The sequence below is a fragment of the Rhizobiaceae bacterium genome (assembly GCA_023953835.1).
Lineage (GTDB): Bacteria > Pseudomonadota > Alphaproteobacteria > Rhizobiales > Rhizobiaceae > Mesorhizobium_G.
The window spans coordinates 2,570,845-2,594,133 of sequence record JAMLJB010000001.1 but is presented as its reverse complement, the minus strand read 5'-3'; the positions used below and the strand labels follow the sequence as shown (position 1 = coordinate 2,594,133).

The window sequence follows — 23,289 nt, the reverse complement described above, 5'->3', positions numbered from 1 at the left end:
CCTATCCGGCCTGCCACAACCCTTCATAAACCGCGTTGAGGCGCTCGGCTTCCTTCTGCAAGGGAAAATTCGCGCTTGCATGAGCAAGCGCGGCCTTTCCGGCAGTCGCCCGCTGAGCCGCATCGTCCATGAGCGCGCCGGTCGCCTCGATCATCGAAGGCAGGTCGTCGCGCGCGATCAACCTTCCTGTCACGCCATCGACCACAAGCTCGGGAAATGCGCCGACATCCGTGGCGACGACCGGAACGCCCGTCGCCATGGCCTCCAGCGGCGTCAGCCCGAAACCTTCCCAGCGCTGCGGCGCAACGAAGAGCGACAAGACCCGATACCAGTCCGGAATATTGGTGTGCTCTCCCACGAACAATATCCGCCCGGACAGTCCCGCCTGCTCGACCTTCTGCCGCAAATCCTGCTCGAATGCCCGGTGCTCGGTGGTGGCCCGCCCCACAATGATTGCCGACCATTCGGGGCGCGACGGCAGCAACGCGATCATCGCGTCGACGAAAAGGTCGGTGCCCTTCTGGTGGCGCACGCGCCCAATGCAGCCGACATACCGCCTTGCCGGGTCCAGCCCGAGCGCCAGCGCCGCGTCGTCGCGATCCGGCGGCGGCGCGAAACGGTCAAGGTCAATCCCGTGCATGATGACGGTGTTCGGCACCTCCAGATAGGAGGCGGTACCCGCGCTGGTCGCGATGACCGCATCCATGCGGCGAATGAGGAATTTCGTCCATGCCCTGTGCGCGCGCTGCGAGGCCGAGGTGAACACCAGCTTGAGCGGCGCTCCGAGCGTGCGCAGCAACAGCCCGCCCAGCATTTCCACATTGCGCCGCGCATGCCAGATGCGCACGCGCCCGGATGCCGGCTGCCGCCACAGGAGCGGAAGCTGCCACCAGGCGAGGTGCGGCAGATAGGCAGGCAGGCCTGGCCCCAATGTTGCTATGCCGATGGTTTGCGCCTGCAGGGGCACGAGCTGGATGATGGTGCTGGTGACGCCGGAAAGGCGCCTCTTGAAGTTCGGCGCAATGACCTCGACGTGCGCGGGATCGGCGGGCGGCGCGACGCCGCCCTTCGGATCCCTGCCGCCGCTCATTTCAATTTCAACTGAAGCGGACTTCGAGCACTTCGTAGCCTCGCGCTCCACCCGGTGCGTTGACTTCGATGGCGTCGCCCACTTCCTTGCCGATCAGCGCGCGCGCAATCGGCGACGAAATCGAGATACGGCCCGACTTCACGTCGGCCTCCTGGTCGCCGACGATCTGATAGGTCTTTTTCTCTTCGGTGTCCTCGTCGACCAGCACGACTGTCGCGCCGAATTTGACCTTGCCGCCCGACAGCTTCGACACATCGATGACCTCGGCGCGCGCGATCAGGTCTTCCAGCTCGTTGATGCGGCCTTCATTATGGCTCTGCGCTTCCTTGGCGGAGTGGTACTCCGCGTTCTCGGAAAGATCGCCATGCGAACGGGCCTCGGAAATCGCCTCGATGATGCGCGGACGCTCCTCTTGCTGACGCCAGCGCAGCTCTTCCTTCAGCGCGTCGAAGCCAGTTTGGGTCATCGGGACCTTGTTCATTCCATCTGCCTTTCCTCGAAGCGGCAACGCGATCCTCTTGTATGCCGCATGCACAAAATAAAAACGGCCCGGCGGCCTTTCAGCCAACGGACACGTCCATATCCATCCGAGCAAATATAGCAGCCCGTTGCGGAAATTCCATTCCAAAATGAAATCGCAACCGGTTCACCACATTTTGAGCGAACAATGCGAGGCCGTCTGCATTGCGCTTGCCATGCCGCCACAATGCTCGGATAAGCCTGCATCATGCTCAGATTTTTCGCCCTCGCCCTGTCATCCGCGCTGGTCCCTTTCACCGCAGCGAACGCGCAGGAGTTCGATACGCAGAAGGTCCGCATTGACGCCCATGTCGTCGCCGACGGCCTGAAGAACCCGTGGGGCATGGACTTCCTGCCGGATGGCAGGATCATCGTCACCGAGCGCGGCGGCACCATGCAGATCATCGGCAAAGACGGCAAGGCAACCCCCGTCAGCGGCCTGCCGAAGATACTGGCGCGCGGCCAGGCGGGCCTGCTCGACGTCGCGCTCGCACCCGATTTCGAACAGTCCCGGGCGCTCTATTTCACCTTCGTGGAGCCCAAGAAGAATCTTTGGGGAACGGCAATCGCGCGCGCGATCCTTTCCGAATCGAAGGGTGTCTATGCGCTGAATGATGTGAACGTCCTGCTTCGCATGAGCAAACCCGCAACCACAAACCGTCATTTCGGCTCGCGCATCGTCTTTGCACCGGACGGCTCGATCTTCCTCACCACCGGGGATCGCGGACAGGGTGAGCGTGCGCAGGACATGTTCGATGAATCCGGCGCAGTGCTGCACATCAATGCCGACGGCAGCATCCCGCAGGACAATCCCTATGCGGACGGCAGCAAAGGCGCGCCGTCGATCTGGTCGAAAGGCCATCGCAACATTCAGGGCGCGACATTCGATCCCCTGACGGGCGCACTCCTGACGGTCGAGCACGGCGCGAAGGGCGGCGACGAGTTGAACCGTCCCGAGGCCGGGAAAAACTATGGCTGGCCGGTCATTTCCTACGGCGTCGATTATTCCGGCGAAAAGCTGGGGATCGGCACCGAGGCGCCCGGCTATGAGCAGCCGCTCTACTACTGGGACCCGTCCATCGCACCGTCCGGCATGGTCAGCTACAGCGGCGCCATGTTCCCCGAATGGAATGGCGACCTTCTTGTCGGCTCGCTCAAGTTCGGCCTGCTGGTGCGGCTCGACCGCGACGAAACCGGCAAGGTCGTGGGCGAGGAACGCATGCTGGAAGGTGCCTTCGGGCGCATCCGCGACGTGAACCTCGCGCCCGACGGTTCGCTGTACCTGCTCACCGACGAGCGCGACGGGGCGCTGATCCGTATCTCACGCGCCGATTGACGCGCCGCGTCAGCCCTTCTTTTCGAAGGCCTCTATCTCTTCCGCGAGGTCGCGATATTCCTCGCAGCTCGTACCGCCGCACAGCCGCTCGATCTCGGCCAATTGCTCCTTCGCCGCCGGCAGGTTGCCCATCTGGAGATGCGCTTCGCCCAGATATTCACGCACGAGCGTGTAGTCCGGCTTTTCGGCAAGTGCTGCCTGATAATATTTCAGGCCGAGTTCCACGTGGCCCAGCTTGCGGTTGGAATAGCCCAGATAGTTCAGGATACGCGGATCGTTGGGATTGGCCGCCAGTTCGAGAATATCGATCGCTTCCTGATAGCGTTCCGCGTTGGCAAGGTCGCGCCCCGCTTCATAGATGCTCTCGTCATCTGTCGCGCCGCGCTGGGCCTTGACGCATTTCTGCTTTTTCTTGTCCCATACCTCGCCCTTCTTGCACTGGCTGACGGTCGGATTTGAGCCCCCGCCACCCTCGCCGGCAGCCATCGACGCCGAGGTCAGCAATGGCAAGGCCATAAGGCATATGAATGCAGGCAACATCGCGGTCGTTTTCATCTGCGTTCTCCCTTGTTCGGTCCTCATGAACAAACGATGGCGCAAGGCGGATTCATCCCGGTCGCCGCTCCGTCATCCCTTGAACACGAAGGCTGCTCCGCCGGCGATCAGGGCGAAACCGATCAGATGATTCAAAGTAAGAGATTCCTTGAGGTAAAGAACTGAAAAGAAAGCGAAAACAGTAAGGGTGATAACCTCCTGCATGGTTTTCAGCTCGGCGGCGGAATAGACCTGGCTGCCGATCCGGTTGGCCGGGACCGCCAGCCAGTATTCGAAGAACGCGATGCCCCAGCTCACGATGACGGCGGCCCACAGCGGCGCGCTGGTATGCTTGAGATGGCCGTACCACGCGAACGTCATGAAGACGTTCGATGCAATCAGCATGAGGATGGGCAGGACCTTAGGAGACAGCACTGCGGCCATGACATTGAACCCTTTGGGACCTCGGACGTTTCCCACCTCACTATCCTGATTCTGCCGCCATTCGGGAGTTGCAATCATGGACCTGATGCGCACAAATATCGACGTTGATGGCCGCAGGGAGGGCCTGATGAAGCGTAGCCCAGAGAAGGAATGGGAACTGACGGTGGGACCGGACACGGTTCGCCTGCTCATCCTGAAAGCCAAGGCGATCAGCGCCGATGTCAATGACGACTATGCCGACGGCAGCGAGCACGAGGTCGAATATGACGGCGACGGGCACGACATCCACCACCATGACGGTCTTGCAGAGGAAGAGGAAGAAGATTTGACGGGGCGCGAACTGCGCGCGCTGATCGAGGACCTGAACGTCGATGAAGCGACCGAACTGGTTGCGCTGGCATGGATTGGCCGTGGCGATTTCGAAGCGGCGGAATGGAGCGAGGCGGTGGCCGCCGCGCGCCAGCAAAGCGCACGCCGCGCCGCACGATACCTGATGGGCATGCCGATGCTGGGGGACTATCTCGAAGAGGGGCTTGAGGCGCTCGGCGCATGAAACCTCACACACCGCTGGCGCTGGCGGCGCTGGTGGTATTGACGGGCGCGTCCGCGTCGGTCGATCTGCCGCAAAGCGTCGACCCCCCGCCGGAACGCCCGCCCGAGGCAAAGCCATTGGAACCCGTCGCTCCCCCGGTTGAATCCGCTGTCCCGCCCGATGAAACGGCCTGCAGGACCGAGTTGACGGCGCTCGGCGCCAGGTTCAAGGAACTGCCGCCCGTGCAGGAGGCGGAAGGCTGCGCCATGCCGCATCCGCTCGCCGTCACGCAAATGACGGCGGAGATTGCAATTGCGCCGGAGATAACGGTCAACTGCGCAACCGCACTCGCGCTCGCGAAGTTTGCGCGCGACGTGATGTCGCCCGCCGCACAGAAGGCGTTCGGGTCGCCGATCCGGTCGATCGCCCAGGCATCGGGCTATGTCTGCCGCCCGCGCAACGGCACGCAGAAACTGTCGGAACACGCCTTCGGCAACGCGGTCGACATTGCCTCCTTCACGCTGGCGGACAAAAAGACCGTCGCCATCGAACCCGCACCGCCCAAGGAGCACGAGACGTTCCTGCGCGACGTTCGCACCGCCGCGTGCGGCCCGTTCAAGACGGTGCTGGGGCCGGGCAGCGACGCGGACCATTCGCTGCACTTCCATTTCGACCTCGCACAGCGCCGCAATGGCGGAACCTTCTGCCAGTGACGGCCCGATTTTCGCCACAGCCCTGAACGGGCGCGCTGAGCATTCCTTTACATTTGCCCGATAGGCTTGCCGCGTTGGGACAGGAAACCGCCCCGAAAGGGATACGGATGACGGGGAAATTCTCCGCCGCACACGCCGGCTATCGAGGCTGGTGGGCAGGCATCGCCATGTTCGCGCTCGCCGCCTGTTCAAGCGACGGGCTCGGCGACCTGCGGCCTCCCGCCGATGTCGGCTCGCAGACCGGATCGATCCAGGCCGACCTCGCGCCGACCCGCGTCGAGCAGGAAACGGTCGTGCCGGTGGACCCGGAACCCGATGCCGCCTGGCAGGACCTGCCGCCGGTCGAGGAGGAGATGGCGCAGACCGCACCGCAAATGTCGATGCCGGTTTCCGACCCCGCACCTGCCGAAGAGCAGCCCATCATCATGGGAGCGCCCGAGCGACAGCTTGCGCAGGTTTTCCCTCCAATCGAAAATCCGGCCCGCACGCTGTCCGACGCCGAACCCGACATGCCGTCCGACGACATGGCGGAGCCTGACCCGGAACCGGATGCGCCCATGTCGGCTGAACCGGAGCAGGAACCCGCCATCGCGCCGCAGCCTTCGCCGCGCCAGGCAATGGTCGCCTATCCGCGTGTCCCCTCGCCGCTTCCCGCCGAACCGGACGTCGCGCCTCTGCCCGAGCGCGCGGCCCCGCTTTCCCGCGACGAGATCGAATGCCGCCAGAAGCTGCGCAAGCTCGGCGTGCGCTATGTCGATCTCAAGCCAATCCATGACAGCCCGTCCTGCCAGATCGCGCATCCGGTGAAATTGCAGGCCATCGGCAGTGTCGAAATCCGGCCCGCCGCGACGCTCACCTGCGCGATGGCCGAGACTTTTTCGGAGTGGACACGCAAGGAACTCGTGCCTTCCGCGCGGCTACGCTATTTCTCGGGCATCAAGACGATCCATCAGGGATCGGCCTATTCCTGCCGCCGCATCGCGCGTTCGCGCACCATGTCCGCTCATTCGCAGGGCAATGCGCTGGATGTCATGGCGCTGACGCTCGGCAACGGAAAGAAGATCGATGTGAAGAAACAGGGGCTGTTCGCGTTTCGCGCCCGCGGTCTCCTGAACAATGTTCGGTCGGACGGCTGCGATTATTTCACCACTGTGCTCGGGCCGGGCTATAATTGGGACCATCGCAACCATTTTCATTTCGACCTGATGGAGCGCCGCAACGGCCGCCGCGCCTGTCACTGACAAGCCGGCTTGCCGCCAAAACGGCTTCAGGTAATCTGCCTGCATGAGCGCCCCGTCCACCGCCAGAAGGCACCGCAGGCTTCGCGGCATCGCCTATCTCATCGCCGTCTATGCCGCCGCCGCCTATGTGGTGATCCCGGAGCTTTGGCGCGTTGCCGAGCACTATCGGCTCACACAGCCGGGCGGCATGGTCACGCACACCACAGCCGGCATCCCGGGCGACCCGATCAACATCGGCGTCGCGGGCGACAAGGCGCAGTTGCTGACCGCCTTCGGCAAGGCGGGCTGGGACCCGGCGGACCAGCTCACGCTGCGCACCGCCGTCGAAATCGGCCTCGCCGTCCTGTTCGACCATCCCTATCCCGACGCACCGGTCAGCACGTTGGTCTTTGAAGGCCGCCCGCAGGACCTCGCCTTCGAGAAGCCCATCGGCGGCAGTCCCGACCGGCGCAATCACGTGCGCTTCTGGCTGACGGCGCAGGAGGCCGACAACAACGAACTGTGGCTCGGTTCGGCGAGCCTCGACACGGGCGCGGGCGTCAGCCATGACACAGGCCAGATCACCCATCACATCGGGCCTGACATCGACGCGGAACGTGACCTCGTGATCCGCGATCTTCAGGATACTGGCCTCGTCTCGCGCGTTTACGAGATCGAGGGGCGCGGCGCGACCCAGGACGGGCGCAACGGCGGTGGCGACCGTTATTTCACCGACGGCAAGGCAAAAATCGCAGTGCTCAAGGATGATTGAATTTGTTCGATTGCGGCTTTTCTAACCGTTCGCTGCAATGATATGAGCTGATCATGTTATACGTCGAACTGGCCATCGTTGCCGTCCTCATCGTCGTCAACGGGCTGCTCGCCATGTCGGAACTGGCGATCGTTTCCTCCCGTCCCGCCCGGTTGAAAGGCATGGTTGAGCGCGGCGAGCGCGTCAACGGCGCGAGCCGTGCGCTCGATCTCGCCGCCAATCCGGGCCGCTTCCTTTCGACGGTGCAGATCGGCATCACGCTGGTCGGCGTACTGTCCGGCGCGTTTTCGGGCGCCACGCTCGGCGAGCGCCTTGCCACGACGCTGCTTTCGCTCGGCGTTTCCGAAAGCCTGTCCGATGCGCTGGGCGTCGGCATTGTCGTCGCGGTCATCACCTACGCATCGTTGATCGTCGGTGAACTTGTGCCCAAGCAGATCGCGCTGCGCGACCCGGAGTCGATCGCCTCGCGCGTCGCGCCGTTCATGGGTGTGCTGGCAACGGTATGCGCGCCGCTCGTCTGGCTGCTCGACATTTCGGGCCGCGCCGTGCTCTGGCTGCTTGGCCAGAGCGGCGAAAGCGAGGATCGCGTCACCGACGAGGAAATCAAGATGCTGGTCGCGGAAGCCGAACATCACGGCACCATCGAATCCGACGAACGGCGCATGATCGCGGGCGTCATGCGCCTTGGCGACCGCGCCGTCCGCGCCGTCATGACGCCGCGCACCGAGGTGGACTGGATCAATCTCGAGGCCGACGACGCGGTGATCCGCAAGCTTGTCATGGACACGCCGCACTCCCGCCTTCCGGCGGGCGAGGGCAGCGTCGACGCCATGGTCGGCGTCGTCCAGACCCGCGACATTCTGGCAGCGATGCTCGCCGGCAAGGCGTTCGACGTGCGCAAGCATGTCCGCCCGGCACCCATTGTCCACGACCAGGCCGATGCGCTGGACGTGCTGACCACACTCAAGGCGTCCGACGTTCCGATGGCGCTGGTACATGACGAGTACGGCCATTTCGAAGGAATCGTCTCACCGGCCGACATCCTCGAAGCCATCACCGGCGTTTTCCGCTCCGATCTCGACCAGGGCGACGCGCCGGAAAGCGCTGTCCGGCGCGAGGACGGCTCCTGGCTGCTGGAAGGCTACATGCAGGCCGACGAGATGGGCGAGTTGCTGAACATCCCGCTGCCGGAAAACCGCGACTACGAGACGGTGGCCGGATATGTCCTCTCGCACCTCAACCATATCCCCGCCACGGGCGAGCATTTCGAGGTGCAGGGCTGGCGCTTCGAGGTGGTGGACCTCGATGGCCGCCGCATCGACAAGGTCATCGCGACCAAGCTCCCGACGCAGTAGCGCGCGGTTTCATTCCATTCACTCAGGCGGAATGGGGGTCGGCTTTCCCTCGCCGTCAAGCGCGACCATCACGAAATCCGCGTAGGTCACTTTCTCGATGATATGGGTGAGGTAACGCCGCGCCCAGGCATCCACCTTGAGAGTGATCGACGTGCGGCCGATTTTCCTGATCTCGGTATAGACACAGAGCGTGTCGCCGATCTTGACCGGCTTGGCGAATGCCATTTCCTTCACGGCCACGGTTGCGACGCGCCCTCGCGCCCGTTCGGCAGCGCGCATGCCAGCCGCCATATCCATCTGCGCCATGACCCAGCCGCCGAAAATATCGCCCGCCGCATTGGCGTCGCTCGGCATGGCGAAGGTTCGAAGCGTCAGTTCGCCTGTCTGCAGCCCATCCGGTCCCGGCATTTCCTCTGTCCTGTTTCCCGCGCAACGAAGCTGCGGCCAATCTCAATGGAGAGGCGCAATTGTCAAGGCATGCGAACCGCCCGATTTCTCAACCCGCCTCGCGGAAACGATAGACCACGTCGGAGAAGCGATCCTGCGGGAACACGTAGAACAGGCGAAGCACGGCGCTGCCCTCATTACGGATGCCGTGTTCGGCATCGCCCGGAATGAACACCGTATCGCCCGCCGTCACCACACGATGCTCGCCGTCGAGTGTCAGCACGCCCTGCCCTTCGAGAATGTGATAGAGTTCGGCAGGCGCGTGCCGGTGCGGCTTCAGGATACCCGTACGTGCTTCAAGCTCGGCAATGCCGCAACTGAGCGCGCTGGTCGGCGTGATGTCGCCGCTCACAAGCGTGTACCAGGAAACCCTGCCGCGCGCCGGGTCGTCCCAGCCCTCGCGCTCGCGTTCGCTTTCATTCGTCACCACGGGCTTGTCGGACATCGGCGCTCCTCCAGTCGAGGCCCCATGCAACCGCATTGCAGTACGCGCCACGCGGCTGCCTGCGACACGCGCCGGTCGCAATTTTCACAGCGCTTGCCGCCCCGGCGCAACACGGACATATCTGTCAGCGACTAGCCTCGCCAAAGATTGAGGAACCGGCGCGCCGCCATGCAGACCTATGATTTCGTGATCGTCGGCTCCGGCTCGGCGGGTTCGGTGGTCGCCGAACGATTGTCGGCGAGCGGGCGCTATTCCGTGCTGGTTCTGGAAGCGGGCGGCACGGATCGGCGCTTCTTCGTGCAGATGCCGCTCGGCTACGGGAAATGCTTCTTCGACCCCGCCGTGAACTGGAACTACAGGACCGAACCCGACCCCGGCCTCGCGGGAAACGCCGATCACTGGCCGCGCGGAAAGATTCTCGGCGGATCGAGTTCCATCAACGCCATGGTGTGGATGCGCGGCCATCCGGCGGATTATGATGGCTGGGCGGCGGCAGGAAACATCGGCTGGGGCTGGCGCGACGTGCTGCCCGCCTTCAAGGCCATCGAGGACAACGAAACCGGCGCGGACGAATGGCGCGGCGTCGGCGGCCCCGTCCATGTCACGGATTGCACCGCCGCCGTGCATCCGCTGTCGCGCCGCTACCTTGACGCAGCACAACAGGCGGGCCTTCCGCTCAATGCCGATTTCAACGGCGCGACGCAGGAAGGCGTCGGCATCTACCAGATTTCCACGAAGGGCGGACGGCGCATGTCGGCGGCGCGCGCCTTCCTCCGCCCGGCGATGCGCCGCGCCAATGTCCGCGTCGAGATGCATGCGCTCGCCACCCGCATCCTGTTCGAGGGAAGGCGCGCCACCGGCATCGAATATGAACAGAAGGGCCGTCGCCATCAGGTGCGCGCCGCGCACGAGGTGATCGTCTGCGGCGGTTCCGTCAACTCGCCGCAATTGCTGCAATTGTCCGGCATCGGCCCGGCGACGCATCTGTCCGCGCTCGGCATCGGCGTCGTCCATCCCAACGAGCATGTCGGCCGCAATCTGGAAGACCATATCGGCATCAACTACACCTTCAGGGGTCGTTCGCCGACGCTGAACCAGATCCTGCGGCCATGGTGGGGCAAGGCGCTGGTCGGTGCGCAATATCTGCTGCTGCGCTCCGGCCCGCTTTCGCTCTCCATGAACAATGCGGGCGGCTTCTTCCGGACCGATCCGAGACAGCCGCGACCCAACATGCAGCTCTACTTCCAGGCCTTCTCGACTGTCATCCCGAAGGCAGGTGAGCGACCGATCCTGACGCCCGATCCGTGGCCGGGCTTCTCCATCGGCCTGTCGAACTGCCGCCCCACGAGTCGCGGCGAAATCATTATCCGCTCCGCCGATCCGCGCGACTATCCCCGCATCACGCCGAACGCGCTTTCCACTGAGCATGACGTTGCCGAAATGCTGGCCGCCGTAAAATTCGTCCGCACCATTGCGGCCCAACCTGCCATGGCCGAGTTCATCGAAGAGGAAATTCTGCCCGGTCCTTCAATCACTTCCGACGAGGATCTGATTCTGGATTTCCGCAAGCGCAGCGGCACGGTCTATCATCCGGTCGCCACCTGCCGCATGGGACCGGACCCGGCGCAGTCGGTGGTGGACCCGCGCCTGCGCGTGCACGGCGTCGACGGGCTGCGCGTTATCGATGCGTCCATTTTTCCGGGCAATATTGCGGGCAACACCAATGCGCCCGCGATCATGACCGGCTGGAAGGGTGCGGCGATGGTGCTGGAGGACCACGCATGAAGATCACCGACGTCAGGACATGGGTGGTCGGCAACGACGCCGCAGGGCTGGGCGGGCGCTATTTCATCTTCGTGAAGCTCACCACCGATTCCGGCGTCGTCGGCTATGGCGAAGCCTACAACGCCACCTTCGGCCCGCATGTCACGGCGCATATGATCGAGGATTGCGCCGCCCGCTATCTCGTCGGGCGCGATCCGCACGACATCGAGACCTTCTTCCGGCGCGCCTATGCGTCGGGCTTTTCGCAGCGTCCCGACCTGTCCATGATGGGCTGCGTCTCGGCGCTCGAAATCGCCTGCTGGGACATTATCGGCAAGGAAGCGGGCAAGCCCGTGCACAAGCTGCTCGGCGGCGCGGTGCTCGAGAAATTGCGCACCTACACCTATCTCTACCCACATGCCGGCAGCGTCGTGCCGTCCGAAGCGGGAGACGTGAACGTCTATAACGATCCCGGCCTCGCCGCCGAATGCGCCGCGCTCTATGTCGAGCAGGGTTTCAGCGCCGTGAAGCTCGACCCCGCCGGGCCGTGGTCCGCATGGGACGGACGCCAGCCGCGCCTTGCCGATATCGACCTGTCGGCCCGCATGATGAAGGCGATTCGAGAGGCGGTCGGAACACGCGCCGACATCCTGTTCGGCACGCACGGCCAGTTTACCGCATCGGGCGCGCTGCGCATGGCCGCGGCCATCGAGCCATACGATCCGCTCTGGTTCGAGGAGCCGGTCCCGCCCGACATGCCGGAAGTCATGGCCGAGGTGGCGCGCGGCACCAAAATCCCCATCGCCACCGGCGAGCGGCTCACCACGAAATGGGAGTTCGCGCGCGTCATCGAGCAGCGCGCCGCGACAATTCTCCAGCCCGATCTCGGCCGCTCCGGCGGCATTCTCGAAACGAAGAAGATCGCCGCGATGGCAGAGGCTTACCATATCCAGATCGCGCCACACTGCTATTGCGGCCCGGTGGTCGGCGCGGCGAACATCCAGCTTTCGCTCACCCTCCCGAACTTCCTCATCCTCGAATCCATCAGGACATGGGACGGCATCCACGCGCGGCTCCTGAAGAAAAAGATCGAGTGGCAGGACGGCTATGTGTTCCCCTCGACCGAACCCGGCCTCGGCGTCGAACTGGACGAAGCCTTTTGCGAGGCCAACCCTTACACCGGGACGCTGCTGCATCTGGAGCCGCATCCGGTTCCGGTTTTGCCGTGATACATCAAACACTTATCCAAGCCGACGGAATCATGACCGCAGGCAGTTGAATCAGTTTTCGAAGCTCTTGATTCAACACTTGAGCAGCAGCGCGCCGGGCAGAACCTCGAATGTCGCGGGCGCATATCCCGGTGCTTCGCCGTCCGCATCGACCAGCGGCACGTTAGTGGCGTCCATCGGCTCCACCACCAGCTTGCGGCATCGCAGGATCGTGACGGCATGGTGGTTGCGATGACGCCCGCCATAGAGCAGGCGCAGATCCCTCAGCAGGCCGAGCTTGCCGGATGCGCGCACGATCACGACATCGAACTGCCCGTCATCCAGTTCGGCATCCGGTGCGATCATCATGCCCGCGCCGAAATAGCGGCCATTGCAGGCCGACACCAGCGCCACGCGCGCCTCAAACGGCTCCGCATCGTCAACGGCGATCCGCACATCCTGAAACCTGAAGCGGAGAAATTCCACCACCGTGCGCCAGTAGAACAGTGCCTTTGCCGAGACCCGTCCCTTGCGCAGGTCGGCATTGACCGCGCGGTCGGTTGCGCCCGAAATCCCGACGCTTGCGACATTGATGAAATGGCGGCTGGCCAGCGCGCCATGGTCGTCGATGAAACTCACCCGCCCCGCATCGATGGCTCGCGGCGTCGCACCCACGATCCGCTTTGCGGCCTCGACCGGATCGAGCGGCAGGCCGAGCCCTCGCGCAAAATCGGTGCCTGTGCCGCAGGGCAGTATACCGAGCGCAACCGCCGTGCCCGTTTCCGCGCGTGCCTGCAACAGACCGTCGGCGACCTCGCTGGCGGTGCCGTCGCCGCCTGCCGCGATCACCAGTTCGCAGCCCTGCCCGGCGAAGGCCAGCGCCAGCCTCTCGCCGTCACCCGCCTCCTCCGTCTCGCGCATGTCGAGTTCGGTGCAATGTAGCTTCAACGCGGCCTCGATCTGCGGCCAGCGGCGTTTCAGGCGGCCTCCCCCGGCCACCGGGTTCAGGACGACCCCGATTTTCACCCGACTCCTCCTCCGGGCATGAACACTGTCACAAAGCCCCGAACACCTTTCGCTGGCAAGCAGGAATACGAGTTTAGCCGACACTTATTTTGCGCCGCAACGATTCCCGATAACCCCGTTATCCACAGGGGCGAGGTTGTATCCATCAAGCCCCCGACAAGCTAAGGTTTAGTCATCTCAGGCGGCCACGGAAATCGGAGCCGAAAGGCAAGGATAGACGAGGCCAGGCTGAGCCCGGCGAAGGACGGAACCTGCGGGCTTGCCCGTGGAGAACCGGACGAACCGGGACCGCAGACAGCGTGCAAGCGTTATCGGCGGACCGATGCTGCCATGAAGGCCGGTCAAGTCTTCGATGGACGTCAGGCAAACCCGCAAGGGTGCGCAAGGCGAGGTTCAAAACAGTCGGTGTTTTCGGACCCGGATGCGGCGAACCGTCAAAAAGAAGGCGATGGATGGCGCGAGACCTTCGGTATTGCTGCCTGAAAAAAGCCGGAACTTTGACAGGGAGGCGCTGGAAGCAATTCCAGCGCCTGCTCTGTTTTTTGGGCGTTTGTCATTCCTTAGCAGAGGTCGCATAGTCTCCGCGCCACGAACGGAGAACGCCCATGACTCTCATTCAGAAGCTCGCCGTTTTCTACGGCGTCATGTTCTTCCTGGTCGTGGCCATCGGCTATGTCCCGGCTTTCAACGACGCGAGCGGCAATCTGTTCGGCCTATTCAGCCTGCAATGGTATGACGACCTGCTGCATGCGTTCTCGGGCGTCTGGGCGCTTGCAGCGGCGTTCATCTCGAACCGGCAATCCGTGCTCTATTTCAGGCTGTTCGGCGCGGTCTACCTGTTTGACGGCGTGCTCGGCCTGCTCACAGGCTCGGGCTGCCTCGACGGCGGCATCTTCATCTCGGGCATCCGCCCCGACATCGACTTCCCGACCCGCTTCTTCGCCAACCTGCCGCATCTGGCCATCGGCGGCTTCGCGGTCTTTGTCGGCTATTGGCTGGCAAGACAGGCCCACCAACGCTATTCGGCCGCGTGACCCTTGTTCCCGTTGCGGCTCATATGGCGGCTGGCCAAAGTCGCGCTGGTCATTGTGCTGATCGTGGTGGCCATTCCGCTGGCGGGCATCGCCTATGGCTTCGCCACCACGCCCGCGATCCGCAAATCCTCGCTTCCCGGCCTCACGACCGGTGCACCGCTGCCCGAGCTTGCCGCCGAGGTGCGGGCAGAAATTCCCGGCTACCAGCGCACTGAGGAGTCCACCTATCTCACCTATCCCGAATGGGCGATCGTCTATGCCGCCCGCGAATATGCAGCCTTCCTCGATGCAGGCCGTCGCGAGAGCGAGTTCCCTTACTGGGCCTATATCGGGCGCTTCTGGCAGGACTATGCGATGGTGATCCGCGCCAGTTCCGGTCATCCGTTCAACTTCGCCAACCACCAGATGCTGGCGGTGATCGGCACAAGCCACACGATCGAGCTTGCCGTTCAATCGGCCTATGAAAACACCGTCGGTCGCTTCACGGAATGGACATCCGGCCGGCCGGTTGCCGCCGACCGTTACCTCGCCCGCGTCGCGAAGGACTATGCGGCGTTCCTCGACCAGGTGCCATGGTACCAATTCGCCTATGCGCAGAAGCGCGACGGATTGCTCCTGCTGCTCCCCGAAGAAGGCGACGATCCCACCCGCACCACCGAGCGAAAATCTGCCTTCGGTCTCGCCTACACGATCAAGCAGGCCTATGCCGATCTCATCAAGTCCGGCCTGTCGGCAACCGCCGAACCCGCCGCGCTCGACATCCATGTGTGGGCAAAAGGCCCGGTTGCGCTGGCCATCGACGGAGAGCCGGACACAAGGCTTGAAAAGGACATGGGGCTGGACGGTGCGGTGTTCGTAACGAAGCGCTACCAGGCGTTCACGGAAATGCTGCCGAGGCTCATCGGGCGCGGCCTGCGGTTCGTGGAAATCGGCGGCAACGACGAAATCCTCTTCACCGCGATTTCAAACGGCGCAATCGTCCTGCCGCCCAAGACGCGGCTGCTGTTCGATTATCGCCTGCCCGCCGACCCCCGCCATCGCCGCCTTGGGCTGGCGGTCGCGGTCAGGCGGCTGCATGAGGTCATACCCCTGCTGGAAAAGTCGGGCGCGCGGCTGGAACACGTCTACGACTACTGAATCCTGAACGTTTCCCAGAACTTGTCGATCTTGGCGCCGTCCTGCGCGGCGTTGTCGCGGTCCATCCGCGTGATGACGATCACACCGGCATCGTCCTTGCCGTAGGTCTCGATCTCATAGTCCACCGTGTCGTGTTTCAGCGTGGCGGTCGCCGCGATGCCCGACAGCTTTTTGCCAGCGGCATCGCGCCCCGCAGGCCGCCGGTCGAGTTTCGCGCCCGCCGACACCGCGTCGCCGGTCAGTTCCTTCAGCATCAGTTCGCCCAGCGAACTCGGATCGAGGTCGTCATAGCTCTGCACGATCACCATCGTACCGAGCGCCGTGGTCATGAGGTGCTGCACAAGACCTTCGCCAAGCAGCGAGCGAGTCACCGAAACGTCGCTCGGATGGACGAAGGAAAAGCCCTGTGCCGCATAGGTGGCAAATTCGTTGCGGCTCAGCGTGACCGTCGCCGTCGAGCCGTCCGGCAGGGTGATCCGCGCATCCTCATCGACGTCGAGATCGATGGACTGCTCCCCAAGCTTCAGCCGGAACGCCTTGCTCTCGTCCGCCAGCGTTGCCGTGGCGGCGAGCATCGCTGCGCCGAATAGCACAAGGCCTGTTTTCATGCTGTCCCCGATAGCGCCTTGAGCGCGCGATAGAAGGTGGATGTGAAAAGCTCGCCGGGATCGTAGCGCAGCTTGGCGGCAAGGAAACCCGGCATTTCCGGGTAGGACGCCAGCAATTGCGCGCCCGTATAGTGAAGCTGGTAGGGCAGGAAAAACCGTCCGCCATGCGCCAGTGTCAGGTCGACCAGCCTGCGCGTCAGGTCCCGCATCCGGCGGTTGCCCTCCTCCGTCGTCGGCTGGTTGACATAGAGCACCAGCGAGAAGGCCGGCGCAGGCGCATAGTTGAGCGCAATGTCCTCCTGATGCACGATCCTGATCGAGGCGTTGAGCACCGGCAGATCCTGCGCCGACAGCACCTCGCGCGCGCCTTCGATGAATCCGCCATAGGTCCCGCGCGGTATGAAATATTCGTGCAGTATATCGGTTTCGCCCGACAGGTCGTTGAACAGATAGGGCACGGAATCGTGCATCGGATTGTTGCGGGACACGAGGCACGCCTCGCCCTCGCCCATCGCCGCCGTCCTCGGCACCGTGCAGCTTTCAAAGCGTGGTTCGAGCGTCTTTTCGCTGAACCATTTGAACTCCTGGAACGGCCCGCCCCATTTCGCCATGTTCATGATGATGCGCTTGACGCCGACGGCACCCGGCGCGTCGAGCGCGGGCATGTCGGCGGGCGCCCTGTCCGCGACCTTGTCGTAGCGATAGACGATCATGTCCTGAAGGAAATTGCCGGGCGCGGTGGAAAGATGCCCGTAGAACAGCCCGACATTCGGATCGGGCTCCAGCTCCCGCGCGAAGAAGGCCGGAAAATCCGCCGCACTGATGATCTCGCGCGAGGTGCGGTAGACGGCATTGTCGGCAATGTCGAGTTCGGCCGACAGGATCACGCCGAACAGGCCGTAGCCTCCGATCACATGCCGGAAAAGATCGACATTCTCATTTCGCGAACAGGTCACGACCGATCCGTCTGCCAGCATCACCCGCAGCCGGCGCACGGTCCCCGCGATGGAGCCGACCTGATGGTCCATGCCGTGCGCGTTTACTGACAGTGAACCGCCGACGGAGAAAATATCGGTCGATTGCATCGCCTTCACCGCGAATCGCGGATGCAGCCGATTCTGTATTTCGTGCCATGTCGCACCCGGCCGCACGGTCACGGTGCGCGACTTTTCGTCCACCTCGATGCCGTTGAACGCCATCATGTCGAGCACGAGCGCGTCGTCGTCGAAGGCCTGTCCGCCCATTGAGTGGCGCACGGCAGCCATCGAAACCTTCAGCCCGTTGGCCCGCGCGAAGGCCAGGGCGGCGGCGACATCCTCTTCCGAAGCGACCTGCACGACGCCATAGACCGGGGTGCGCGAAAGGGCGCTGGCGTCGTTCAGCGCGCCCCCCTTCATCTTCCACGCCAAGGCCGGATCATAAGGCGGTCGAGGGCCGGACCCTTGCGCCGCAAGCCCGAAGCCGTCCGCATCCGCCACCCGCCCGAGGTCCTTGGAACCGCTCGGCCCCCGCGCCAGCCGGGCGAGCGTGGAGCCTGCCCAAAGGCCCGCGCCGCACAGCAGCGCCGCCCCGAGAATCACCCGCCTGCCCACTGCCCCGTTGCGGGAAATGCCTGCCATATGCAACCTTCTACTCGCCAAAGGTATAGCTTGCAGCTATCTCATTGACCAAAGGTTACATCGCAAAGATGATGCAGAATCAGAATAACGTGTTATGGACAGCCGAGTGGAAGTTCATCAGCGTCAGAATCGGACAAGATCGTCCTTTAATTAGATTAAATATGTAGCCAACCGAGTGCAAGAGAAAACGGCCGTGTCATGATAAATCTTGGGGAATTGTTCTCTCGGAAGGACCCTCTGGAAAAAGCGTTGGTCAATCTCGATGACGAGATGGAGAACGCGTTCAACGAAATCATCTCGAACGATCCGGTCGATGCCAAGGCGCAGGACGGCGCCACGGTTCAGGCAGACAACACACAGATCGCAACCGGATCGGAAGAAAACGCGCTCGAGCCGATCGGCTCGGCGCAACAGGACTCGGATCTGTCGATTCATGCCCAGGCGCGCATGTCAGCCTTCCAGGCTTTCGATGAATCACACCGCACTGCACGCGACGAACTGTTCAAGATCGGGCAGGCCTTCGCGGCGGTGATCGCCAGCCACACGCATGGCCGCTCCTTCCTCGACGATTGCGCCGCCGACATCGCGCGGCTGTCCGACCTTGAAATTTCGAACTCCAAGCTTTCAGCCGAAAAGCGCCGCCTTGAAGAGCAGGTCGACAAGCTGGAACGCCTGCGGGAGCGGCAGGAAGCCACCATCGAGTCGCACAAGGTGCGCGAGCAGCGCATTGCGCAGGAGTTCGAGCTTTTGCGCACCGGGCTGAACGATGCCCGGCTCGAAGCCGTCGAAACAAAGAGCCAGCTTTCCTCGCGCGAAAGCCTGCGAAGCGAGATGCAGCTCCAGATCACCGCACAGACGGTGGACATCGAACGGTTGAATCGCGAGGTGGAATCGCTGCGCGAGAAAAATGTTGTGCTGCGGCTCGACCTTGACGTTTCCCAACAGAAAGCCGCTGAATACCGCCGCAAGCTGGATGAAACCCAGAACCTCCTCTCCTCGGAATCGGCACGCGCTTCCGACGCGTCGACGCGGCTCAGCATTGGCGAGGCCGAGTTGCTGCGGCTGCAAAAGCAGAACGATGCGCTCGAAGCACGCCTGTCCGAGACGCTTGCGACGCTGCACACCGCCGAGCAGGACATTGCCGATCGCGACCGCCGCTACAGCACCGAACTCCAGTGCATGAAATCAGAGACCGCGCAGTTGACCGCGCGGCTCCAGACCGCCAAGGCGGATCAGGCCGAAAAGGCGAGCCAGCTCAGCCTGCTGGAAACGCGCCTCAACGAGGCCGAGGCGGAGCGCCGCATCCTTGAGCACAAGCTCTCACCTGTCGGGCACGGTCCAGTCCATGAGCCGGTCGAGGCCACGAAAACTCCCTCGCTTCCCGCGCCTCAGCCGAAGATATCCACCAACGGACAGGCGAACTCCGCCAACGGACAGGCAAACCAGGTGAAGGTGCTGAAGCAGAGCCTCGAGCACGCCGCCGAGATAAAGGCCAAGGCGGCCAAGGGTACCAAGCGCCGCAAGGCGGACACCCGCAACGCGGCCTGATGTAGAGGGAAAAGAGGATGATTCCCGCGGGGAGTCCTCTCTTTCCCGATAGACAAACCCGCCAAGAGACAGGACAAAGATGTCCGGGATGAACCGCTCGGCCCTTCTTGTCTCGCTCATTCTCGCGCTGCCTTCCATCGGCTCATGGATCAGCGGCAACGTGGTCTATCGCGTGCTCGACAATTGGCAGCAGCCGGTCCGGTCCGAAATATCCGAGCTTGAAGTCCAGAACGACGACCTCACCCGTTTCGTGACGCTGTTCCAGGCGAACGAATTGTCGCGCGCCACGCTCAACATCACGCTGGCCGCGCTCTCGGCGGACATGAAGCTGCGCTATGTCGGCGACCAACTCTACCGCTCGCAATCGGCCTCCATGGGCTCGCTGCGCCGCGCTGCGGCGATCCTGCATCCCTCGGGCTGGGACGACCGGATGAAGCCCTATGAGGACATGGTGCACACCGGCTACGACACGCCGGAAGCCGTCAACAGCCTGCAGGATTTCGAAAACGGACTTGTCGCGGAAGCATTGTCGCGGGTCACGGACAACCAGGCGCGCATCAACACGCTGTCGGCGCTCAACGACCGCTATGAGCGCTGGCGTTCATTCCTCAAGGAAAGCTTCCTGTACCTCGCCGTCGCGCTGTCGATTTTCCTCTTCTTCTTCGAACTTCGGAAAAGGGACGCCTGAGCCAAGGATCGGGCCCCGATAAACCACAATCACGCTCTGTTTATACCTGATGAGGAAATTCACTTCCAAAGCGATCTCGATTCAGTCATATGCTGCGCCGCGCAATCCCTCTCTGAAAGTTCCGTCCTTGTCCGCTTCAGTTGAACTCATCGGTTCGGTCGCAGCGATGCTCACCACGCTTGCCTGGCTGCCGCAGATCGTAAAAATCCTGCGTGAGCGACGCACGCACGACATCTCGCTCGGCACCAACGCCACTCTGGCGACCGGCGTGTTCCTCTGGTTCGTCTACGGCCTTTTCATCGGTTCTTTCCCGATCGTCTTTGCCAATGGCATCACGTTGATATTCGTGGTCACCATCCTCGGCCTCAAGCTGCGCTACGGCTGAAACTTCCTGACAACCTTGTGTCAGCAGGCCGACAGTGGCGGCGCAGCAATTGTCGCGCGCCCTTTCCATTTTGCCTGACTCTGCCCATATTCACGCAATGGCCAAATCGTCCGACAGCAAGACCGCGTCCGCTCCGCGCAAGCGTGGCAGCCCGCTCACCGACTACAGCGACGCATCCGAGCCGCTGGACGGCTTCGGCGAAGCGCCGCAGCCCGCGCTCACCGGCGCACCGCTGAAAGGGCCTGTCTCCGGCTGGGCCGAACAGATCGAGCGCGAAGCTGAAGAGCAGGGAAAGAGCCGCGCAAAACAGCCGAAGAAAATTCCCGAACGTTCGGCAGCGCCCACCCGCACAGGGCGCGGCACGTCGATGGGCGGCGCGGCCAGCGCGCGCGAGCGCGCCGCTGCCGGGCTCAATCCTGTCGCGGGTCTCGACATCGCGCTGGAAGATGCGGAGACCATTTCCAACAGCGGCATCACCGCCACGGTGGCCGCGCTTTCGGCGCTGATCGAATCCGGCAACCCGCTGCACAAGAACGGCCAGGTCTGGACGCCGCATCGCCCCGCGCGGCCGGACAAGTCCGAAGGCGGCATCGAAATCCAGATGGTGTCGGAGTACCAGCCGGCGGGCGACCAGCCCACCGCGATCCGCGATCTGGTCGAAGGCGTCAACGCACATGAGCGCAGCCAGGTGCTGCTTGGCGTGACCGGCTCCGGCAAGACCTTCACCATGGCAAAGGTGATCGAACAGACGCAGCGCCCTGCCCTGATCCTCGCACCCAACAAGACGCTCGCGGCGCAACTCTACGGCGAGTTCAAGAACTTCTTCCCCGAAAACGCGGTGGAATACTTCGTTTCCTATTACGACTATTACCAGCCCGAGGCCTACGTTCCGCGCACCGACACCTATATCGAGAAGGAATCCTCCATCAACGAGCAGATCGACCGGATGCGCCACTCGGCCACCCGCTCGTTGCTCGAGCGCGACGACGTCATCATCGTCGCTTCCGTCTCCTGCATCTACGGTATCGGTTCGGTCGAGACCTACACTGCCATGACCTTCCAGATGCAGATCGGCGACCGGCTCGACCAGCGGCAATTGCTCGCCGATCTCGTGGCGCAGCAATACAAGCGGCAGGACGTGAACTTCGTGCGCGGCTCCTTCCGCGTGCGCGGCGACACCATCGAAATCTTTCCGGCCCACCTTGAGGATCGCGCCTGGCGCATCTCGCTTTTCGGCGATGAGATCGAGGCAATCACCGAGTTCGACCCGCTGACCGGCCACAAGACGATGGACCTGAAAAGCGTCAAGATCTATGCGAACTCGCATTATGTGACCCCGCGCCCGACCTTGAATCAAGCTATCAAGTCCATCAAGGAAGAGCTGCAAGGCCGCCTGCAAGAGCTTGAAAAGGCAGGGCGTTTGCTGGAGGCGCAAAGGCTGGAGCAGCGCACGCGCTTCGACCTCGAAATGCTGGAGGCCACCGGCTCCTGCGCGGGCATCGAAAACTATTCGCGCTATCTGACGGGCCGCGCGCCGGGCGAGCCGCCGCCCACCCTGTTCGAATATGTGCCCGACAATGCGCTGATCTTCATCGACGAAAGCCACGTCACCGTACCGCAGATCGGCGGCATGTATCGCGGCGACTTCCGGCGCAAGGCGACGCTGGCGGAATATGGATTCCGCCTGCCCTCCTGCATGGACAACAGGCCGCTGCGCTTCGAGGAGTGGGACGCCATGCGCCCGCTCACCGTCGCCGTTTCGGCGACGCCCGGCGGCTGGGAAATGGAGCAGTCGGGCGGCGTGTTCGCCGAGCAGGTCATCCGCCCCACCGGCCTTATCGATCCCCCGGTCGAGGTTCGGCCCGCCAAGACGCAGGTGGACGACGTCGTGGGCGAAATCCGCGAAACCACGGCGAAAGGCTATCGCACGCTGGTCACGGTGCTGACCAAGCGCATGGCCGAGGACCTCACTGAATATCTGCACGAACAGGGCATCCGCGTTCGCTACATGCACTCCGACATCGACACGCTGGAGCGCATCGAGATCATCCGCGACCTGCGGCTCGGCGCGTTCGACGTGCTGGTCGGCATCAACCTCTTGCGCGAGGGCCTCGACATTCCCGAATGCGGCTTCGTAGCGATCCTCGACGCCGACAAGGAAGGCTTCCTGCGTTCCGAAACCTCGCTGATCCAGACCATCGGGCGCGCGGCGCGCAATGTGGACGGAAAGGTCATCCTCTATGCCGACGCGATCACCGGCTCGATGGAACGCGCGATGGCGGAAACCAATCGCCGCCGCGAAAAGCAGCTCGCCTACAATGCCGAACACGGCATCACGCCGGAAAGCGTGAAGTCGCGCATCGCCGACATACTGGATTCGATCTACGAGAAGGACCATGTGCGCGCCGACATCAGCGGCCTTGCCGGAAACGAAGGCGCGCTCATGGGCAACAACCTCACCGCCCATCTCGAAGCGCTCACCAAGCAGATGCGCGATGCCGCCGCCGACCTCGACTTCGAGAAGGCGGCGCGCCTGCGCGACGAGATCAAGCGGTTGCGCGAGATGGAACTGGCGATTTCCGACGACCCGATGGCGCGCGACGTGGAGGCGCAAAGCCCCGCCAGCGGGCGCGAGAAAGGCAAACACAACAAGGGCATTGCGCGCCACCGCACAGCGGACGAAGGCACCTCGCTGTTCCGCAAGAACACGCTCGATGAAATGACCGTCGGCCGCACCGAAAAGCCGGTCGAGGGCGTCAAGCCCGTCAAGCGCGAGAAGATCGGCGCGGGTTCATATGAGGACCCCGCCGACCAGCGGGCACAGGGGCGCAAATCGCACAAGACGGGCCGTCCGGGCCACTAGGG

The 23,289-nt window shown here is 63.3% G+C and carries 22 protein-coding genes and 1 pseudogene; 14 read left to right on the top strand and 9 right to left on the bottom strand.

The window, feature by feature from the left end:
* Window position 1: 1 nt before the first annotated feature.
* Complete coding sequence (locus M9924_12265) at window positions 2-1,090, bottom strand: glycosyltransferase family 4 protein (GenBank protein MCO5065172.1); 1,089 nt, start codon at window positions 1,088-1,090, stop codon at window positions 2-4.
* Window positions 1,091-1,097: 7 nt separating this feature from the next.
* On the bottom strand, window positions 1,098-1,571 hold the full coding sequence (greA, locus tag M9924_12260; GenBank protein MCO5065171.1) for a transcription elongation factor GreA: 474 nt from the start codon (window positions 1,569-1,571) through the stop codon (window positions 1,098-1,100).
* 246 nt (window positions 1,572-1,817) lie between these two features.
* Here greA and M9924_12255 point away from each other — a divergent pair, with 246 nt between their 5' ends.
* Complete coding sequence (locus tag M9924_12255; protein MCO5065170.1) at window positions 1,818-2,945, top strand: PQQ-dependent sugar dehydrogenase; 1,128 nt, start codon at window positions 1,818-1,820, stop codon at window positions 2,943-2,945.
* Window positions 2,946-2,954: 9 nt separating this feature from the next.
* On the opposite strand, the gene M9924_12250 is transcribed toward M9924_12255, so the two are convergent.
* The gene (locus tag M9924_12250) at window positions 2,955-3,500 is read right to left on the bottom strand and encodes a tetratricopeptide repeat protein (protein ID MCO5065169.1); all 546 of its coding nucleotides are present in this window, start codon (window positions 3,498-3,500) and stop codon (window positions 2,955-2,957) included.
* A gap of 72 nt (window positions 3,501-3,572) precedes the next feature.
* Window positions 3,573-3,923: a DMT family protein gene (locus tag M9924_12245; protein MCO5065168.1), complete on the bottom strand. Its 351-nt coding sequence runs from the start codon at window positions 3,921-3,923 to the stop codon at window positions 3,573-3,575.
* 127 nt (window positions 3,924-4,050) lie between these two features.
* On the opposite strand from M9924_12245, the gene M9924_12240 reads away from it, so the two are divergent.
* From M9924_12240 to M9924_12220, 5 genes and pseudogenes are all read left to right on the top strand, one after another.
* On the top strand, window positions 4,051-4,476 hold the full coding sequence (locus M9924_12240) for a DUF3775 domain-containing protein (GenBank protein MCO5065167.1): 426 nt from the start codon (window positions 4,051-4,053) through the stop codon (window positions 4,474-4,476).
* Entirely contained in the window at window positions 4,473-5,168 is a 696-nt protein-coding gene (locus M9924_12235; protein MCO5065166.1) for an extensin family protein, read from the top strand. The genes M9924_12240 and M9924_12235 overlap by 4 nt, the downstream gene beginning before the upstream one ends.
* A gap of 707 nt (window positions 5,169-5,875) precedes the next feature.
* Window positions 5,876-6,409 (top strand): annotated as a pseudogene (locus M9924_12230) (extensin family protein).
* Window positions 6,410-6,452: 43 nt separating this feature from the next.
* On the top strand, window positions 6,453-7,160 hold the full coding sequence (locus M9924_12225) for an LssY C-terminal domain-containing protein (GenBank protein MCO5065165.1): 708 nt from the start codon (window positions 6,453-6,455) through the stop codon (window positions 7,158-7,160).
* A gap of 53 nt (window positions 7,161-7,213) precedes the next feature.
* On the top strand, window positions 7,214-8,515 hold the full coding sequence (locus M9924_12220; GenBank protein MCO5065164.1) for a hemolysin family protein: 1,302 nt from the start codon (window positions 7,214-7,216) through the stop codon (window positions 8,513-8,515).
* Window positions 8,516-8,533: 18 nt separating this feature from the next.
* Here the strand turns inward: M9924_12220 and M9924_12215 are convergent, their stop codons facing one another.
* On the bottom strand, window positions 8,534-8,923 hold the full coding sequence (locus M9924_12215) for an acyl-CoA thioesterase (protein ID MCO5065163.1): 390 nt from the start codon (window positions 8,921-8,923) through the stop codon (window positions 8,534-8,536).
* A gap of 88 nt (window positions 8,924-9,011) precedes the next feature.
* Entirely contained in the window at window positions 9,012-9,407 is a 396-nt protein-coding gene (locus M9924_12210) for a cupin domain-containing protein (protein MCO5065162.1), read from the bottom strand.
* 168 nt (window positions 9,408-9,575) lie between these two features.
* On the opposite strand from M9924_12210, the gene M9924_12205 reads away from it, so the two are divergent.
* Together M9924_12205 and M9924_12200 are read left to right on the top strand one after the other, a co-directional pair.
* Window positions 9,576-11,192, top strand: coding sequence for a GMC family oxidoreductase N-terminal domain-containing protein (locus M9924_12205; protein MCO5065161.1), 1,617 nt, complete (start codon window positions 9,576-9,578; stop codon window positions 11,190-11,192).
* Complete coding sequence (locus tag M9924_12200) at window positions 11,189-12,400, top strand: mandelate racemase/muconate lactonizing enzyme family protein (protein MCO5065160.1); 1,212 nt, start codon at window positions 11,189-11,191, stop codon at window positions 12,398-12,400. The genes M9924_12205 and M9924_12200 overlap by 4 nt, the downstream gene beginning before the upstream one ends.
* A 72-nt stretch (window positions 12,401-12,472) precedes the next feature.
* Here the strand turns inward: M9924_12200 and M9924_12195 are convergent, their stop codons facing one another.
* Window positions 12,473-13,405 (bottom strand): diacylglycerol kinase family lipid kinase, encoded by a 933-nt coding sequence (locus M9924_12195; GenBank protein ID MCO5065159.1) that lies wholly within the window; start codon window positions 13,403-13,405, stop codon window positions 12,473-12,475.
* A gap of 605 nt (window positions 13,406-14,010) precedes the next feature.
* On the opposite strand from M9924_12195, the gene M9924_12190 reads away from it, so the two are divergent.
* Both M9924_12190 and M9924_12185 read left to right on the top strand, forming a co-directional pair.
* A complete protein-coding gene (locus tag M9924_12190) occupies window positions 14,011-14,439 on the top strand; it encodes a DUF4383 domain-containing protein (protein MCO5065158.1) in 429 nt (142 codons plus the stop codon).
* A gap of 3 nt (window positions 14,440-14,442) precedes the next feature.
* The gene (locus M9924_12185; protein ID MCO5065157.1) at window positions 14,443-15,576 is read left to right on the top strand and encodes a hypothetical protein; all 1,134 of its coding nucleotides are present in this window, start codon (window positions 14,443-14,445) and stop codon (window positions 15,574-15,576) included.
* On the opposite strand, the gene M9924_12180 is transcribed toward M9924_12185, so the two are convergent.
* Window positions 15,570-16,184, bottom strand: coding sequence for a hypothetical protein (locus M9924_12180; GenBank protein ID MCO5065156.1), 615 nt, complete (start codon window positions 16,182-16,184; stop codon window positions 15,570-15,572). The genes M9924_12185 and M9924_12180 overlap by 7 nt on opposite strands.
* Window positions 16,181-17,803 carry an FAD-binding oxidoreductase gene (locus M9924_12175; protein ID MCO5065155.1) on the bottom strand — a complete coding sequence of 541 codons (1,623 nt, stop codon included), beginning with the start codon at window positions 17,801-17,803 and terminating at the stop codon, window positions 16,181-16,183. The genes M9924_12180 and M9924_12175 overlap by 4 nt, the downstream gene beginning before the upstream one ends.
* A gap of 249 nt (window positions 17,804-18,052) precedes the next feature.
* On the opposite strand from M9924_12175, the gene M9924_12170 reads away from it, so the two are divergent.
* The 4 genes from M9924_12170 (at window position 18,053) to uvrB (ending at window position 23,287) form a co-directional block, all read left to right on the top strand.
* Entirely contained in the window at window positions 18,053-19,351 is a 1,299-nt protein-coding gene (locus M9924_12170) for a hypothetical protein (protein MCO5065154.1), read from the top strand.
* Between the two features lie 79 nt (window positions 19,352-19,430).
* A complete protein-coding gene (locus tag M9924_12165) occupies window positions 19,431-20,039 on the top strand; it encodes a hypothetical protein (GenBank protein MCO5065153.1) in 609 nt (202 codons plus the stop codon).
* A gap of 166 nt (window positions 20,040-20,205) precedes the next feature.
* Window positions 20,206-20,424, top strand: coding sequence for a SemiSWEET transporter (locus M9924_12160; protein ID MCO5065152.1), 219 nt, complete (start codon window positions 20,206-20,208; stop codon window positions 20,422-20,424).
* 601 nt (window positions 20,425-21,025) lie between these two features.
* On the top strand, window positions 21,026-23,287 hold the full coding sequence (uvrB, locus tag M9924_12155) for an excinuclease ABC subunit UvrB (GenBank protein ID MCO5065151.1): 2,262 nt from the start codon (window positions 21,026-21,028) through the stop codon (window positions 23,285-23,287).
* Window positions 23,288-23,289: the final 2 nt, after the last annotated feature.